Origin of the sequence: Pseudomonas sp. V98_8 (assembly GCF_029967975.1) — a bacterium.
GTDB classification, from domain to species: Bacteria; Pseudomonadota; Gammaproteobacteria; order Pseudomonadales; family Pseudomonadaceae; genus Aquipseudomonas; species Aquipseudomonas umsongensis.
In genome coordinates this window covers 57,532-72,807 of the sequence record NZ_JASCAE010000085.1, presented here as the reverse complement: position 1 = coordinate 72,807, position 15,276 = coordinate 57,532, and the positions used below count along the sequence as shown (strand labels likewise).

Below are 15,276 nucleotides of genomic sequence, written 5' to 3'. Positions count from 1 at the left end.
ATTTCACGCCGACTCTCGGTCGCCTGAATGGAGCTTCCCGATGAAACTGAATTTTCCCCTTCGCCTCCTGGCGGCCGCCTCTCTGGCGGCGGCGAGCTTTCTGGCCCAGGCAGCCGACGTGACTGTCGCCTACCAAACCACCGTAGACCCGGCAAAAGTCGCACAGGCCGACGGCGCGTACGAAAAAGCCACCAAGGCCGACATCAACTGGCGCAAATTTGATAATGGTGCCGACATCATCGCCGCCATTGCTTCCGGCGACGTGCAGATCGGCTACCTCGGTTCCAGCCCGCTGACAGCAGCGATCACCCGCAAAGTACCGGTTGAAACCTTCCTGATCGCTACCCAGATCGGCGCCGCCGAAGCGCTGGTGGCCCGCGACGGTTCAGGGATCAAGACCCCCCAAGACCTCATCGGCAAGAAGATCGCCGTACCCTTCGTCTCCACAGGCCACTACAGCCTGCTGGCTGCGCTGAAGCACTGGAACATCGATCCATCGAAAGTCACTGTCCTGAACCTGGCCCCACCAGCGATCATTGCCGCCTGGAAACGCGGTGACATCGACGCCACCTATGTGTGGGACCCGGCCCTGGGTGTGGCCAAGGAAAACGGCAAAGTCCTGATCACCTCCGGCGAACTGGCCAAGTTCGGGGCGCCCACCTTTGACGCCTGGATCGTGCGCAAGGACTTCGCCGAGAAGCACCCGCAAATCGTCACCGCGTTTGCCAAAGTGACCCTGGATGCCTACGCCGATTACCGCAAAGACCCACAAGCCTGGCTCGCCAATCAAGGCAACGTCGACAAGCTGGTAAAACTGTCTGGGGCGAAGGCCAGCGACATTCCACTGCTGCTGCAAGGCAACGTCTACCCGCTGGCGGCTGATCAAGTGGTCACCCTCGGCGCACCGACCACCAAGGCGATCACCGACACCGCTGTGTTCCTCAAGGAACAAGGCAAGGTTGATGCTGTATTGCCGGACTACGCGCCGTACGTCAGCGCCAAGTTCATCACGGATTGATAGGGAGTTAATGGCGATGGCTTTGCTACAGCTGGAGCGCATCAGCGCACAGTACCCCGGCAGCCCCACACCTGTGCTGGCGGATATTTCCCTGACGCTGGGGCCCCAGCAGTTGCTGGTTGCCCTCGGCCCCTCCGGCAGTGGCAAGACCTCGCTGTTGAACCTGATTGCCGGTTTCGTCGAGCCCAGTGCCGGGCGCATTACCCTCGACGGCGTACCGGTCAAAGGCCCGAGTGCCGAGCGCGGTGTGGTGTTCCAGGATGACGCCCTGCTGCCCTGGCAGGACGTGCTGGCCAATGTAGGCTTCGGCCTGGAACTGGCTGGCATTGCTCGGGGTAAACGCGAAATCCGCGCAAGGGAAATGCTGGCGCTGGTGGACCTTGCCGGTTTTGAAAACCGCCGGATCTGGCAACTCTCCGGCGGCCAGAAACAGCGTGTCGGCCTGGCCCGCGCGCTCGCTGCCGATCCGCGAGTATTGCTGATGGACGAACCCTTCGGGGCCTTGGACGCCTTCACCCGCGAACAGATGCAAGAGCTGCTGCTGCAAGTCTGGCGGCGCACCGCCAAACCGGTCTTCCTGATTACCCACGACATCGAAGAAGCCGTGTTTCTCGCCACGGATCTGATTCTGCTGGCACCCAATCCTGGGCAGATCGTCGAGCGTCTGCATCTGGATTTCGGTCAACGTTACGCCGCGGGAGAATCGGCACGGTCGATCAAGTCCGATCCGCGCTTTATCGAGACCCGCGAACACGTGCTTGCCAAAGTGTTCTCCCAACGCAGCGCCGCCCAGCGGCAGGAGCGCGCATGAGCAGCTACGAAATTCCCGCCGCAGCGGTTAAACCGGGTACTACGGCCATTACGCTGCGCCGTAGCTTGAGTACTCGCTGGATCAGTGTGTTGACATTGATCGCGCTGATATTCATTTGGTGGGCTGTCACCGCCACAGGAATGATCGAGCCGCTGTTCCTGCCGCCACCGTCCGCCGTGCTGCAAAAAGGCTGGCTGCTGGTCACCACCGGCTACATGGATTCGACGTTGTGGCAGCATTTGGGCGCGAGCCTGAGCCGCATCGGCCTGGGCCTTGGCTTTGCGGTGCTGACGGCCGTGCCAGTCGGTATCGCTATCGGACATAACCGCATTGCACGCGGGATTCTCGATCCGGTGATCGAGTTTTACCGCCCTATTCCACCGCTGGCTTACCTGCCGCTGATCGTGATCTGGTGCGGTATCGGCGAATTGTCGAAAGTGCTGCTGATCTACCTGGCCATTTTCGCCCCGATTGCCATCGCTACCGCCACTGGCGTACGCACCGTCGACCCGGCCAAATTGCGCGCCGCGCAGTCACTGGGCGCGACCCGCGCACAATTGATCCGCCATGTGATCCTGCCGAGCGCCTTGCCGGACATTTTGACTGGGGTGCGCATTGGCTTGGGCGTGGGTTGGTCGACGCTGGTGGCCGCCGAACTGATTGCCGCCACCAGCGGCCTGGGCTTCATGGTGCAGTCCGCTGCGCAGTTCCTGGTCACCGATGTGGTGGTGCTGGGGATCCTGGTGATCGCGCTGATTGCCTTCGCGATGGAGATGGGCCTGCGTGCCCTGCAACGCAAGCTGGTGCCATGGCACGGCCAGGCTCACTAATGCCTCCAGTTTTTGTTCGATACCCCGGATTGAAGAGAACCACCATGAGCAACTTGACCATCGTCCCTCTAAGCTCGGCCCTCGGCGCACAGATCAGCGGCGTCGACGTCAGCCAGCCGCTGAACCTGGAACAACGCGACGCCATTGAGCACGCGCTGCTCAAGCACCAGGTGCTGTTCTTCCGTGACCAACCGATCACCCCGCAGCAGCAGGCACGATTCGCCGCCAATTTCGGTGACCTGCACATCCATCCGATCTACCCGAATGTGCCGGAACAACCGGAGGTGCTGATCCTCGACACCGCCGTCACCGACGTGCGTGACAACGCGATCTGGCACACCGACGTGACCTTCCTTCCGACCCCGGCCATGGGCGCCGTCCTCAGCGCCAAACTGCTGCCGGAGTTTGGCGGCGATACCCTGTGGGCCAGCGGCATCGCGGCGTATGAAGCCTTGTCGGCGCCCATGAAAAACCTGCTCGAAGGGCTGACCGCCACCCACGACTTCACCCGTTCGTTTCCGCTGGAGCGCTATGGCAACACGCCTGAAGCGCTGGCCCAGTGGGAAGAGACTCGGCGCAAGAATCCGCCACTGTCTCACCCGGTGATCCGCACGCATCCGGTGAGCGGGCGCCGTTCATTGTTCGTCAACGAGGGCTTCACCTCGAAGATCAACGAGTTGTCGGAAACCGAAAGCGAGGCGATTTTGAAGTTCCTGTTCGCTCATACCACCCGCCCGGAATTCACCATTCGCTGGCGCTGGCAGAAAGACGACATCGCGTTCTGGGACAACCGCGTGACTCAGCATTACGCGGTGGATGATTACCGCCCAGCGCGCCGGGTGATGCAGCGGGCGACGGTGCTGGGGGATGTGCCTTTCTTTCGCTGATCCGCCAGTTTTGTACTGACTCTGATGGCCCCATCGCGGGCAAGCCCGCTCCCACAGGTTCAACAGTGTCCACAGACTTTGTGTAAGACTCGGACACTGTGGGAGCGGGCTTGCCCGCGAAGAGGTCGGAACAGGCACCAGAAATCCAGTGCCGATCACTTACTCAGCCGTCGACGGCTTCTCCCAAAGATTGATCCCACCCTCTTGGGCAAACCGGTCAATCTCCGACAATTCCTCAGCACTGAAGCTCAAATTCTTCAACGCCCCGACGTTCTCGATGATCTGCTCCGGTCGGCTCGCGCCGATCAACGCCGAGGTCACCCGCGGGTCACGCAGGGTCCAGGCCAGCGCCAGTTGCGCCAGGCTTTGACCGCGACGCTTGGCGATCTCATTGAGCGCACGCACATGGGCAATGTTGGCCTCGGACAAGTGCGAAGCCTGCAACGAACCACCGCCCGGACGGTTGACTCGCGCATCCGCCGGCACGCCGTTGAGGTATTTGTCCGTCAGCAGCCCCTGCGCCAATGGAGTGAATGCAATGACACCGGTGCCGAGCTCGTCGGTGGTGTCCAGCAAGTCTTTTTCCACCCAGCGATTGAGCAAGTTGTAGGCCGGTTGGTGAATCAACAGCGGTACTTTCCACTCCTTGAGCAGCGCCGCCATTTCACGGGTTTTCACCCCGGAATAAGACGAGATGCCGATGTACAGCGCCTTGCCCTGCTGCACCGCCGTGGCCAGCGCGCTGGCGGTTTCCTCCAGCGGGGTGTCCGGGTCGAAACGGTGGGAATAGAAAATATCCACGTAGTCCAGGCCCAGGCGCTGCAGGCTCTGGTCAAGGCTGGCGAGCACGTACTTGCGCGAACCGCCGCCCTGACCGTAAGGACCGGGCCACATGTCCCAACCGGCCTTGCTCGAAATGATCAACTCGTCACGGTACTGCTTGAAGTCTTCACGCAGCAAACGCCCGAAGTTGATCTCGGCACTGCCGTACGGCGGACCGTAGTTATTGGCCAGGTCGAAATGGTTGATGCCCAGGTCGAACGCCGTGCGCAACAACGCACGCTGGGTGTCGATCGGCGTGCTGTCGCCAAAGTTGTGCCACAGGCCCAGGGACAGCGCAGGCAGTACCAGCCCACTGCGGCCCACGCGGCGGTAAGGGATGGAGTCGTAGCGGTTTTCGGCAGCGGTGTAAGTCATCGAATCCTCACTTGTCTGTCTTGAATCTGGTTACGTCTGCTTCGCCAGTCGCCCAGCATACGCCCAGATAAACGCCAGAAAACCCCGGATTCGAATATTGGCTGAAACGTTTCACAGATGATCGTTCCCACGCTCTGCGCGGGAATGCCTCAACGGACGCTCTGCGTTCGGCTCTTCATCCGGCATCCGCAAACACCTCCCCCAACCAATCCACGAATACCCGAACCCGTGGCGACATGTGTCGGTTGTGCGGGTACAGCACTGACACCGGCATCGGTGGCGGCGGTGTTTCGATGAGGACTTCCTTTATCAGCCCCTGCGCGATCTGCGTTTCCATGCGGTAGCGCGGGCACTGGATCAAGCCCAGTCCGGCAATCGCCGAGGCGGCATAGATCTGAGCGCCAAACACCGAGACGGCCCCCGCGATGGACACTTCCTTGCGCTCGCCATCGACCATGAATTCGAACGGAAACAATTTGGCCGTCGTGCGCGAGACGTAGTTCACCGCGCGATGGTTTTGCAGATCGGCCAGGCTTTTGGGCTCGCCGTATTGGCGCAGATAGCCGGGGCTGGCGCAGGTGATCTGGCGCAGGTTGGCGACGCGTTTGCCGATCAGTGTGGAATCGCCAAGGGAACCGGCGCGCAGCACGCAATCGACGCCTTCGGTGATGAGGTCAACCTGGCGATCGGCCTCGCTGAGGGACAGTTCGATGTCCGGGTAAAGGGCCATGAATTGCGGCAGGGCCGGGATTACGAAGTGTTTGGCCAAGGTGCCGTGCAAGTCGACGCGCAGCCGGCCTTTGGGCGCCACGCTACGGAACGCCAGCTCCGCTTCTTCCAGCTCCGCGAGCAATTGCACACATCGCGAGTAGTACGCCTCGCCATCCAGCGTAGGGCGCACCCTGCGTGTGCTGCGTTCCAGCAAACGCGTGCCCAGCCAGGCTTCGAACTGATTCAGCGTGTGGGTCAACGTTGCACGCGGCAGGTTCAGGTCGGCCGCCGCCAGGGTAAAGCTGCTGCGCTCGTAGATGCGCACGAACACCTTCATCGCTTTGACTTGATCCACGCTCGCCTCCCCCGCTCTATTGTTGATGTTTTTTGAACAGTAAAGGCAACTCTCGTGCATTTATCGGCCTGAGTAAACATGTGAGATTGGCCCCCACACCCAATCAACAGGACATTGCCATGACCACTCAAACTTCCAGGGTTGCCCTCGTGACCGGCGCTTCGCGCGGCATCGGTGCCGTCATTGCCAGGCAACTGGCCAGCGAAGGCTTTGCTGTCGCCATCAACTACGCCCACAGCGCCAGCGAGGCTTCACGACTGGTTGTAGAGTTGCGCCAGGCGGGTCATCGAGCCATAGCGATCAAGGCGGACGTGGCCAGTGCCGATGACGTACGCCGGATGTTCGATGAGACCGAAGCACACTTGGGCAAAGTCGACGTGCTGGTAAACAACGCTGGTATCCTCAAGGTCATGCCCCTGGCGCAGCACAGCGACGAATTGTTCGAACAGAACTTCAACATCCATGCGCGCGGCACCTTCAACACCCTGCGCGAAGCCGCCACACGCTTGAATAGCGGCGGGAAGATCATCAATTTTTCCAGCAGTACCGTCGGCCTGAATCTGCCGGGCTACGCCGTGTACATCGCCAGCAAGGCCGCGGTGGAATCTTTGACCCAGGTATTTGCCAAGGAGATGCGCGGGCGCAATATCACGGTCAATGCCGTGGCACCGGGGCCGGTGGCGACCGATTTGTTCCTGCATGGAAAGAGCGAAGAGCAGATCCAGAGTTTCGCCAAAATGGCGCCACTGGAGCGCCTAGGGCAACCAGAGGATATTGCCCGTGTCGTGACGTTCCTGGTCGGGCCGGAGGCGGCGTGGGTCAATGGGCAGATTCTGCGGGTGAATGGCGGGCTGGTTTAACTATGCTCACACTAAAACCGCAGCGACACCATTCGCGAGCAGGCTCGCTACCACAGGGATCGCGGTGAATCTTGTGGCAGCACTCACCTGAAGGGGGGCACATACCATGCACACCACCATCATCATCACCTTCGGGCTGATCCTGCTTGCCTTGATGCTGTACATCGGCGAAAAAATCGGCTTCCCCCGCCAGGTCCTCGCCTACAGCTTTATCGTGCTGTGGCTGGCCCTGACGCTGATCAATGGCGCGGTGGGCATCGTGCATGCCCGCCAGCCATTGGGCACGGAGGTGATGGTTGGCAGCGCCGTGTTCGGTATCCCGGTGGCGGCGCTGGTGTTGTTCATGGTGTTGACCACCGAGACCTGAAGAGCTGCTCAACGCACCAGGTGCAAGAACTGCATGTGCCGCTCGTACTGGTCAAGGATGTCGTTGATGATCTGCTCCTTGGTGTATCCCACCAGATCGTAATTCTGGCTACCCTCGCTCAGATGCACTTCAGCCCGGTAATAGCGACGATTATTGAGCTGCTTGGAACCCATGCCACCCCGGGCAAACGACGGCGTGAAGTAGCCGCGCATTTGTACCTGGTAGATGAACGGGTGTTCGTCGCCGTGACCGATTTCCAGGCTGACGCTGTCGTTGACCGGTTCCGGATGAGTCACGACGCTCAGGCCCTTTTCGATAAACACTGCCGACACCTCTTCGATGGCGGGGCGCACCGTCGAATCGAGGAAGCGGTAGACCTCATCCCGCGATGGAAAATGCACCGCCTGGCTCAAGCGCTGCCGCCAGCCACCGCGTCGCGAGCCGGACACCGGCGCCAGGGAATGCATCTGCGCAATCTGCTTTTGCGACTCCAGATAGAACGCTTTGTGCAGCCCCCACATCATCAACAGCAAAATCAGCGAGAACGGCAGCGAAGTCAGGACCACAGCTGACTTCAATGCATCAATGCTGCCGGAGAACAGCAACGCGCTGGTCACCAGTGCGGTCATCGCCCCCCAGAACACCCGCAGCCATTTCGGTCCGTCCTCATCAGGGTTGCCACCCTTGGCGGACAGCGTCGACAACACCACGGTGCCGGAGTCGGCGGAAGTGACGAAGAACACGAAGCTGATGAACACCGTGACCGCGATCACGGTTTTGCTCCACGGGTAGGTTTCCAGCAGCAGGTAAAGAGTCATCGACGGGTTGTCGATGGCCGACATGCCCAACGCCGACATGCCGTGGTTGAGCACTTGGTCGATGGCACTGTTGCCGAAGATCGACATCCACGCCAGGGTGAAACCCAGCGGAATCAGCAATACACCGAAGACAAACTCACGGATGGTCCGGCCACGGGAAATCCGCGCAATGAACAGCCCCACGAACGGCGACCATGCGATCCACCAGGCCCAGTAGAACACCGTCCAGCCGCCCAGCCAGTCGCTGGGCTTGTCGTAGGCGTAGAGGTCGAAACTCTTCATCGGCAAGGCGCCAAGGTAGTCGCCAACGTTCTGGATCAGGGTATTGAGCAAGTGCTGCGTGGGCCCGGCGAACAACACGAACAGCAGCAACGCACAGGCCAGCAGCATGTTGATATCGGACATCACCCGCACGCCCTTGTCGACGCCGGACACCGCCACGATGATCGCCGCGCCCATCATCAAGGTGATCAGCCCGACCTGAATCCACTGGGTGTGGGCAATGCCGAACAGGTAGTCCAGGCCCGAATTGAGGTGCAACACACCAAAGCCCATGTCGGCGCCGAGACCGAAGACCGTGGCGATGATGCCGAAGCCGTCCACCGCGTAGCCAATGGGGCCATTGATGCGCTTGCCGATCAGCGGGTACAGCGCCGAGCGCAAGGCCAGCGGCAGGTTATGTCGGTAGGCGAAGTAGGCCAGCGCCATGCCGACAAAGGCGAACACGCCCCAGCCGTGCAGGCCCCAGTGCAGAAACAGGATCTGCATCGCCTGCCGCGCCGCATCCGCCGTGCCGGCCTCGCCCTGAGGCGGTTGCAGCATATGGGTCAAGGGTTCGGACACGCAGAAGAAAAACAGCGTGATGCTGATTCCGGCAGCGAACAGCATGCCGGCCCAGGACAGATAACTGAATTCGGGCTCGTCGTGGTCGGCACCGAGTTTAATCTTGCCGTAGCCCGATAACGCGGTGACCACCACGAAGACCAGATACAGGGTCATCGCCAGCATGTAGTACCAGCCAACCGTGTTGGCTGCCCAGTTTTGCGCCGCCAGTAACCAGGCGCCGGCCTGTTCCGGCATGGCCATGACCACGACACCGAACAACAGGATGAAGGTCGCCGCGAAGTAGAAAACCGGCGGATTCATGCGGATCAGGCCGCTTGGGGGAATGGACGATGCACTCATTGAAGGTGCACCTCGAAGGGGTTGGACGTGGCTGTAGAAATCGGACTCAGCAAAGGCAAGCCTCCTGTTGTGAGCGGGCAGCGAACCACCGGTTTAACTTGAATGAACGTTCAAGTTAAACATGAATAGGGTGCTAAGGACTAATCGCAAGGCTCGGCGGTCGTGGTTGAACACTAGCTCAAGGAGGTGTATTACGCGGATTTTGGAGGATTAGCCCACCGCAAAATTGCTGGATGCCATTACCAGGGTTCGCCTTGAAACCATTCGCGAGCAAGCCCGCTCCCACATTAGACCGAGTTGCCAGGCAGGTACGCATCTAATGTGGGAGCGGGCTTGCTCGCGAAGGCGGCATATCGAGCAGCGGAGGTCTCAGGACTTACTTCTGCGCCCCGTCATCAAGCTGCAAATTCGCCTGGGTCAGGTTACTGCCTGCCGGTACGCTGCGGGTCAGCCAGACATTACCGCCAATGGTCGAGCCCTTGCCGATGGTGATCCGCCCCAGAATCGTCGCGCCGGCATAAATCACCACGTCATCCTCGACGATCGGATGCCGCGCCTGGCCCTTCTGCAACTGGCCGTCTTCGTCCGCTGGAAAACGCTTGGCACCCAAGGTCACCGCCTGATAAATGCGCACCCGTTCGCCGATGATCGCGGTCTCGCCGATCACGACACCGGTCCCGTGGTCGATGAAGAAACTGCGGCCGATCTGCGCGCCCGGGTGAATGTCGATGCCGGTGGCCGAGTGGGCGATTTCCGCGCTGATCCGTGCCAGCAACGGCAGCCCGGCGCGATATAAATGGTGCGCGAGGCGATGGTGAATCACCGCCAGAATACCGGGATAGCACAGCAACACCTCGTCGACGCTACGCGCCGCCGGGTCGCCGTGATAGGCCGCCAGGACGTCGGTGTCCAACAGGCTGCGCAGCCCCGGCAACGCGAGGGCGAAGTCCTGGATGATCTGGATGGTTTTAGCCTCGACCTCAGTGTCGACCTGGGCGCTGTGCCGTGCGGCATAGCGCAATTCAAGCCGCGCCTGAGCCAGTAACGCGTTTAACGCCACATCAAGGGTGTGGCCGACGTAGAAATCTTCACTCTCTTCGCGCAAGTCCACCGGCCCCAGGCGCATCGGGAACAGCGCACCGCAGAGCGCTTCGAGAATATCCGCCATGGCCGCCCGTGACGGCAACTCGCGACCACCCTGCTCACCACTGGCGCGGCCGTTTTGTGCACGCCACTGCTCACGTGCCGTGCGCAGTTGGCTGACGATGGTTTGCAATTGCCAATGGCTGGAACGTTCACTCACGGTAAAAACTCCTCACGGGCGGCCGGACTGTCTGGCCGCACTAACGGCGATACTTTACGGCAAGGCCCGCAAGCCAAATTAAGAACCAATTGTGCTGTGATAAGCACAATCGGCTATAAGCGATTGGCGGTTGCCCCGATAAAGTGGCGTGCCTATAGTCCAGTGACCTTCCACCGCCAGTACGGAACCATGATCAAACAACAGCTTGCCCGCTTTAATCGTCTCGACCTGCTCGGTCAGCCCACTGCCCTGGAAAAACTCGAACGCCTGTCGGCCTGGCTGGGTCGCGACATCTACGTCAAACGCGATGACCTGACGCCACTGGCGATGGGCGGCAACAAGTTGCGCAAACTTGAATACCTGGCCGCCGACGCCCTGGCTCAGGGCGCCGATACATTGATCACGGCCGGGGCACTGCAGTCCAATCATGTGCGCCAGACCGCGGCCATTGCCGCCAAGCTGGGCCTTGGTTGCGTGGCCCTGTTGGAAAACCCGCTGGGCACCGACGACGCCAATTACGTCGGCAACGGCAATCGGCTATTGCTGGACCTGTTCGATGCCAAGGTCGAGTTGGTAGAGAACCTGGATAACGCCGATGAGCAACTGCAAGCCTTGGCCAACCGTCTGCGCAGCAACGGCAAGGAGCCGTACCTGGTGCCGATCGGTGGTTCGAATGCGCTGGGCGCCCTGGGTTATGTGCGAGCCGGGCTGGAACTGGCCGAGCAGATCAAGGACACCGGGCTGAATTTCGCCGCGGTCGTCCTGGCCTCGGGCAGCGCCGGGACACACAGTGGCCTGGCACTGGCGTTGAGTGAAGCATTGCCGGATTTGCCAGTCATCGGCGTCACCGTTTCGCGCAGCGATGAAGATCAGCGACCAAAAGTCCAGGGCCTGGCCGAGCGCACCGCCGAGTTGCTGGAGATGCCATTGCCGGCGAGTTTCAAGGTCGAGTTGTGGGATGAATATTTCGCACCGCGCTATGGCGAGCCCAATGCCGGGACGTTGGCAGCGGTGAAGCTGGTGGCTGGTCAGGAAGGCCTGCTGCTGGACCCGGTCTACACTGGCAAGGCCATGGCGGGGCTATTGGACGGGATCGGGCGCCAGCGTTTCAATGAGGGGCCGATCATCTTCCTGCACACCGGTGGAGCGCCGGCGTTGTTCGCCTATACAAGCTTTCTGTAAGAACCAAGGATCAAAAGATCGCCGCCTCTGCAGAAGCTACCGAAGGCTGCGATCTTTCCGGGTCGCATATATTCTTTTAGGAAATAACAAAAATAGAATTTATTATTTTCTAATCTAAAAGCGGCATCATATAGTCTCGCCGCAGGCGAATTTGCAGCGAGACGCATAGGCTGCTTTAGGGCAGGATATCGCAGTCGTCCAAATCCCGATTTTGCCAACTTTCCTTAAGCGTCTTCCATAAGAAAACACAGGGGCTTGTCATGAATTTTTCCGCACTACGTCGAAATCTGCTGGTGGGTTCGCTAGGTCTGGCCTTGAGCGCCGGCCTGATCGGCCAGGCATGGGCCGGTGAGCAACTGAAACAGATCAAGGATAAAGGCGTGATCAACGTCGGCCTGGAAGGTACTTATCCTCCGTTCAGCTTCGTCGATGAAAACGGCAAGCTTTCGGGTTTCGAGGTCGAGCTCTCCGAAGCCCTGGCCCAGAAGCTGGGCGTCAAGGCCAAAATTCAGCCAACCAAGTGGGACGGCATTCTCGCCGCTCTCGAATCCAAGCGCCTGGACATAGTGGTCAACCAGGTAACCATCTCCGACGAGCGCAAGAAGAAGTATGACTTCTCCGAGCCATACACCGTTTCCGGTATCCAGGCGCTGGTGCTGAAGGACAAGGAAGCCGCGTTGAACATCAAGAGCGCCGCCGACTTGTCCGGCAAGAAAGTCGGCGTGGGCCTTGGCACCAACTACGAACAGTGGGTGAGAGCCAACGTACCAGGCGCCGACGTGCGTACCTACGACGATGATCCGACCAAGTTCGCCGACCTCAACAACGGCCGTACCGACGCCATCCTGATCGACCGTCTCGCCGCGCTTGAATACGCCAAGAAAGCACCGAAAACCGTCGCTGCCGGCCAGGCGTTCTCTCGCCAGGAAGCCGGTATTGCCCTGCGCAAAGGCGAGCCGGAACTGCTGGCTGCCGTGAACAAGGCCCTCGACGAGCTGCGTGCCGACGGCACCCTGGCCAAGATCTCGGAAAAGTACTTCCAAGCTGACGTCACCAAATAATGGAAGCTGCTTTCCAACTCGCACTGGATTCCGCGCCCTTTCTGCTCAAGGGCGCGTATTACACGGTCATCCTCAGCCTGGGCGGAATGTTCTTCGGCCTGGTGATGGGGTTCGGTCTGGCGTTGATGCGCCTGTCGCGCTTCAAATCGGTCAACTGGCTGGCCCGCATCTACGTGTCGTTCTTTCGCGGCACTCCGTTGCTGGTGCAACTGTTCGTGATCTATTACGGCTTGCCGCAATTGGGCATGGAGCTCGATCCACTGCCCGCGGCCCTGATCGGCTTCTCGCTGAACATGGCGGCCTACGCCTGCGAAATCCTGCGCGCCGCGATCGGTTCGATTGAACGCGGGCAGTGGGAAGCCGCTGCCAGTATCGGCATGACCCGTGCGCAAACATTGCGCCGGGCCATCCTGCCGCAAGCGATGCGTACCGCATTGCCGCCACTGGGCAACAGCTTTATCTCGCTGGTTAAGGACACCGCGCTGGCCGCTACCATCCAAGTGCCGGAGCTGTTCCGTCAGGCGCAACTGATTACCGCACGCACCTTCGAAGTGTTCACCATGTACCTTGCCGCCGCGCTGATCTACTGGGTCCTGGCCACGGTGCTATCGCACCTGCAGAACCAGTTGGAAGCACGGGTCAATCGGCACGACCAGGAGTCCTGACCCCATGATTGTCGTGGAAAAACTGACAAAGCAGTTCAAGGGTCAAGTCGTGCTCAACGGCATCGATCTGCAAGTGAAGGAAGGTGAGGTGGTGGCAATCATCGGGCCAAGCGGCTCGGGCAAGACCACCTTCCTGCGCTGCCTGAACTTCCTCGAAGCACCCACCAGCGGCCGGATCAAGGTCGGCGACATCGAAGTCGATACCAGCCGCCCATTGAACCAGCAACAGAGCCTGGTGCGCCGTTTGCGCCAGCACGTGGGCTTCGTGTTTCAGAATTTCAACCTGTTCCCCCACCGCACAGCCCTGGAAAACGTTATCGAAGGCCCGATCATCGTCAAGAAGATCCCGCACGCCGACGCCGTTGCCTTGGGTAAAAAGCTGTTGGCCAAGGTAGGCCTGGCAGGCAAGGAGGACGCCTACCCGCGCCGCCTTTCCGGTGGTCAGCAACAGCGCGTGGCGATTGCCCGAGCGCTGGCGATGGAACCGGAAGTGATTCTGTTCGACGAACCGACCTCGGCGCTCGACCCGGAGCTTGTGGGTGAAGTGCTGGCGACCATCCGCGGCCTGGCCGACGAGAACCGCACCATGGTCATCGTCACCCACGAAATGGCTTTCGCCCGTGACGTGGCCAATCGCGTGGTGTTTTTTGACAAGGGTGTGATCGTCGAACAAGGCGAGGCCAAGGCATTGTTTGCCAACCCCAAGGAAGAGCGCACGAAACAGTTTCTCAGCAAGTTCCTGAACAACGCACACCATTAAACTCCTCGTAACACCTGTCAACTTCCATGGATGGAAGTGACACCTCCCCGACATAAACTCCAATCCTTAGATTATTTATATACCTGTGCGCTACATGCATATTTTGTCAGTGCGCTCGATACATATATGTATAGCGCAACAGTTTAATGACTGATTCTCGAGCACCCCCAAAACCGCGCCGAACCCTCAAAAAATGGCGCCCTTGGCGAGTATTATTCGACGTATCTGGACAGCTTGTTAACTTCAAAGCGTAGGATAATTCTGAATAACGCCCGACGTCCCATTTAACCAACCCACTCTATTGACACTTACTCTGGCTAACTCTTATCTAGTCTCTTTCCAGCGGCACCGCTCGCGCCCAGTCATTATTTAAATTCAAAGTAATGAACGGTTTTGCTGTTCGAATTCACGTTTTGTTTTCCCCAAACGGACTTCATTGCAAAACATCAAGGAGACTTCCATGAAAAGCACCTCAACTAAAACCGGACTTGCCGCCCCGACTCTCGCGCAATCACACAAGGCAGGGATCAACCTCGCCTCGGCGACGCACTTGCTGATCGAGGTGCCGCCCTACCCCGCGATGGACGAAGGCGACCTGATCGAACTGTTCTGGGACAACTGCTACGTCGCCTCCAGGGTTCTGACGGCCAACGAGATTGGCCAACCCGTCCAGCTACGGGTACCCGAGAGTTTTATCGCTAGCGGCTCTTCATACGTCCACTATCGAATCATGCAGATAGGACAAGCACCGATCGTATCCCCCGCCCAGCGTGTGCAGTCCAAACTCGAGTGTCCGGGTGGGCAGGTATCTGCATTGAGTGGTGACGAAAATCAGAGCCTGGCCCCGGTAACCATTCCTGAAACGATTCGGCGCCAGGGAGTGAACCCCAACCAGATCAAGCGTGGCGTGCCGGTGACCATCGAGCCTTACGTGAACATGGCCGCCGATGACGAAATCACCTTGCGATGGGGCGACGTCCGCATGGATTTGCCCCCACTCAAGGAACGCGATGTGGGCCAGCCGGTTCAGGTCTGGGTGCCTGCGGCGATCATTCTGGAAGCCGGCGAAGACCTGCGACTGGAAGTGACTTACTGCATCCTCGATCGCGTAGGCAACAATTCTCGCTGGGCACCCGCACGGACATTGAAGATTGGTTGTGCCAATCCCTACCCCAAGGAGCCGAAGAAGGAACACCTCCAGGCCGCAGAACGTCGTTAGCGATGGCAGCGATCCTATAACCTTCCATGCATATTACTAAAAGTTAG

General features: G+C 59.7%; 15 protein-coding genes. 11 read left to right on the top strand and 4 right to left on the bottom strand.

The genetic code is table 11. The features are described from left to right. The first annotated feature begins 40 nt into the window (after window positions 1–40). From tauA to tauD, 4 genes are read left to right on the top strand one after another with little or no spacing between them, the layout of a single operon-like run. Window positions 41–1,018 (top strand): taurine ABC transporter substrate-binding protein, encoded by a 978-nt coding sequence (gene tauA / locus QLG10_RS26540; protein WP_110751871.1) that lies wholly within the window; start codon window positions 41–43, stop codon window positions 1,016–1,018. Window positions 1,019–1,034: 16 nt separating this feature from the next. Beyond that, complete coding sequence (gene tauB / locus QLG10_RS26535; RefSeq protein WP_110751869.1) at window positions 1,035–1,829, top strand: taurine ABC transporter ATP-binding subunit; 795 nt, start codon at window positions 1,035–1,037, stop codon at window positions 1,827–1,829. Beyond that, complete coding sequence (tauC, locus tag QLG10_RS26530; RefSeq protein WP_282488297.1) at window positions 1,826–2,659, top strand: taurine ABC transporter permease TauC; 834 nt, start codon at window positions 1,826–1,828, stop codon at window positions 2,657–2,659. The genes tauB and tauC overlap by 4 nt, the downstream gene beginning before the upstream one ends. 44 nt (window positions 2,660–2,703) lie before the next feature. Continuing rightward, entirely contained in the window at window positions 2,704–3,546 is an 843-nt protein-coding gene (tauD, locus tag QLG10_RS26525; RefSeq protein ID WP_188265104.1) for a taurine dioxygenase, read from the top strand. Between the two features lie 159 nt (window positions 3,547–3,705). Here tauD and mgrA read toward each other — a convergent pair whose 3' ends face one another. Further along, the gene (gene mgrA / locus QLG10_RS26520) at window positions 3,706–4,743 is read right to left on the bottom strand and encodes an L-glyceraldehyde 3-phosphate reductase (protein WP_110751863.1); all 1,038 of its coding nucleotides are present in this window, start codon (window positions 4,741–4,743) and stop codon (window positions 3,706–3,708) included. A 175-nt stretch (window positions 4,744–4,918) separates the two neighbouring features. Further along, a complete protein-coding gene (locus QLG10_RS26515; protein ID WP_282488295.1) occupies window positions 4,919–5,809 on the bottom strand; it encodes a LysR family transcriptional regulator in 891 nt (296 codons plus the stop codon). A 119-nt stretch (window positions 5,810–5,928) separates the two neighbouring features. On the opposite strand from QLG10_RS26515, the gene QLG10_RS26510 reads away from it, so the two are divergent. Together QLG10_RS26510 and QLG10_RS26505 are read left to right on the top strand one after the other, a co-directional pair. Then, window positions 5,929–6,669 carry an SDR family oxidoreductase gene (locus tag QLG10_RS26510; RefSeq protein WP_248678846.1) on the top strand — a complete coding sequence of 247 codons (741 nt, stop codon included), beginning with the start codon at window positions 5,929–5,931 and terminating at the stop codon, window positions 6,667–6,669. A 106-nt stretch (window positions 6,670–6,775) separates the two neighbouring features. Continuing rightward, complete coding sequence (locus tag QLG10_RS26505) at window positions 6,776–7,036, top strand: hypothetical protein (RefSeq protein ID WP_020795805.1); 261 nt, start codon at window positions 6,776–6,778, stop codon at window positions 7,034–7,036. Between the two features lie 8 nt (window positions 7,037–7,044). On the opposite strand, the gene betT is transcribed toward QLG10_RS26505, so the two are convergent. Both betT and epsC read right to left on the bottom strand, forming a co-directional pair. Then, window positions 7,045–9,000, bottom strand: a complete 1,956-nt coding sequence (betT, locus tag QLG10_RS26500; protein ID WP_177411651.1) for a choline transporter BetT — start codon at window positions 8,998–9,000, stop codon at window positions 7,045–7,047. Window positions 9,001–9,415: 415 nt separating this feature from the next. Next, window positions 9,416–10,342, bottom strand: coding sequence for a serine O-acetyltransferase EpsC (gene epsC, locus QLG10_RS26495; protein WP_110751853.1), 927 nt, complete (start codon window positions 10,340–10,342; stop codon window positions 9,416–9,418). Between the two features lie 189 nt (window positions 10,343–10,531). Here epsC and QLG10_RS26490 point away from each other — a divergent pair, with 189 nt between their 5' ends. The 5 genes from QLG10_RS26490 to QLG10_RS26470 all read left to right on the top strand — a co-directional run bounded on the left by QLG10_RS26490 (window position 10,532) and on the right by QLG10_RS26470 (window position 15,229). Then, window positions 10,532–11,524, top strand: coding sequence for a D-cysteine desulfhydrase (locus QLG10_RS26490; protein WP_282488294.1), 993 nt, complete (start codon window positions 10,532–10,534; stop codon window positions 11,522–11,524). Between the two features lie 260 nt (window positions 11,525–11,784). After that, window positions 11,785–12,585 carry a cystine ABC transporter substrate-binding protein gene (gene tcyJ / locus QLG10_RS26485; protein WP_020795810.1) on the top strand — a complete coding sequence of 267 codons (801 nt, stop codon included), beginning with the start codon at window positions 11,785–11,787 and terminating at the stop codon, window positions 12,583–12,585. Next, the gene (gene tcyL, locus QLG10_RS26480; protein WP_020795811.1) at window positions 12,585–13,250 is read left to right on the top strand and encodes a cystine ABC transporter permease; all 666 of its coding nucleotides are present in this window, start codon (window positions 12,585–12,587) and stop codon (window positions 13,248–13,250) included. Before tcyJ ends, tcyL begins: the two co-directional genes overlap by 1 nt. 4 nt (window positions 13,251–13,254) lie before the next feature. Further along, window positions 13,255–14,010 carry an L-cystine ABC transporter ATP-binding protein TcyN gene (tcyN, locus tag QLG10_RS26475; protein ID WP_020795812.1) on the top strand — a complete coding sequence of 252 codons (756 nt, stop codon included), beginning with the start codon at window positions 13,255–13,257 and terminating at the stop codon, window positions 14,008–14,010. 460 nt (window positions 14,011–14,470) lie between these two features. Then, window positions 14,471–15,229 (top strand): hypothetical protein, encoded by a 759-nt coding sequence (locus tag QLG10_RS26470; RefSeq protein ID WP_282488293.1) that lies wholly within the window; start codon window positions 14,471–14,473, stop codon window positions 15,227–15,229. The last annotated feature ends 47 nt before the right edge of the window (window positions 15,230–15,276 follow it).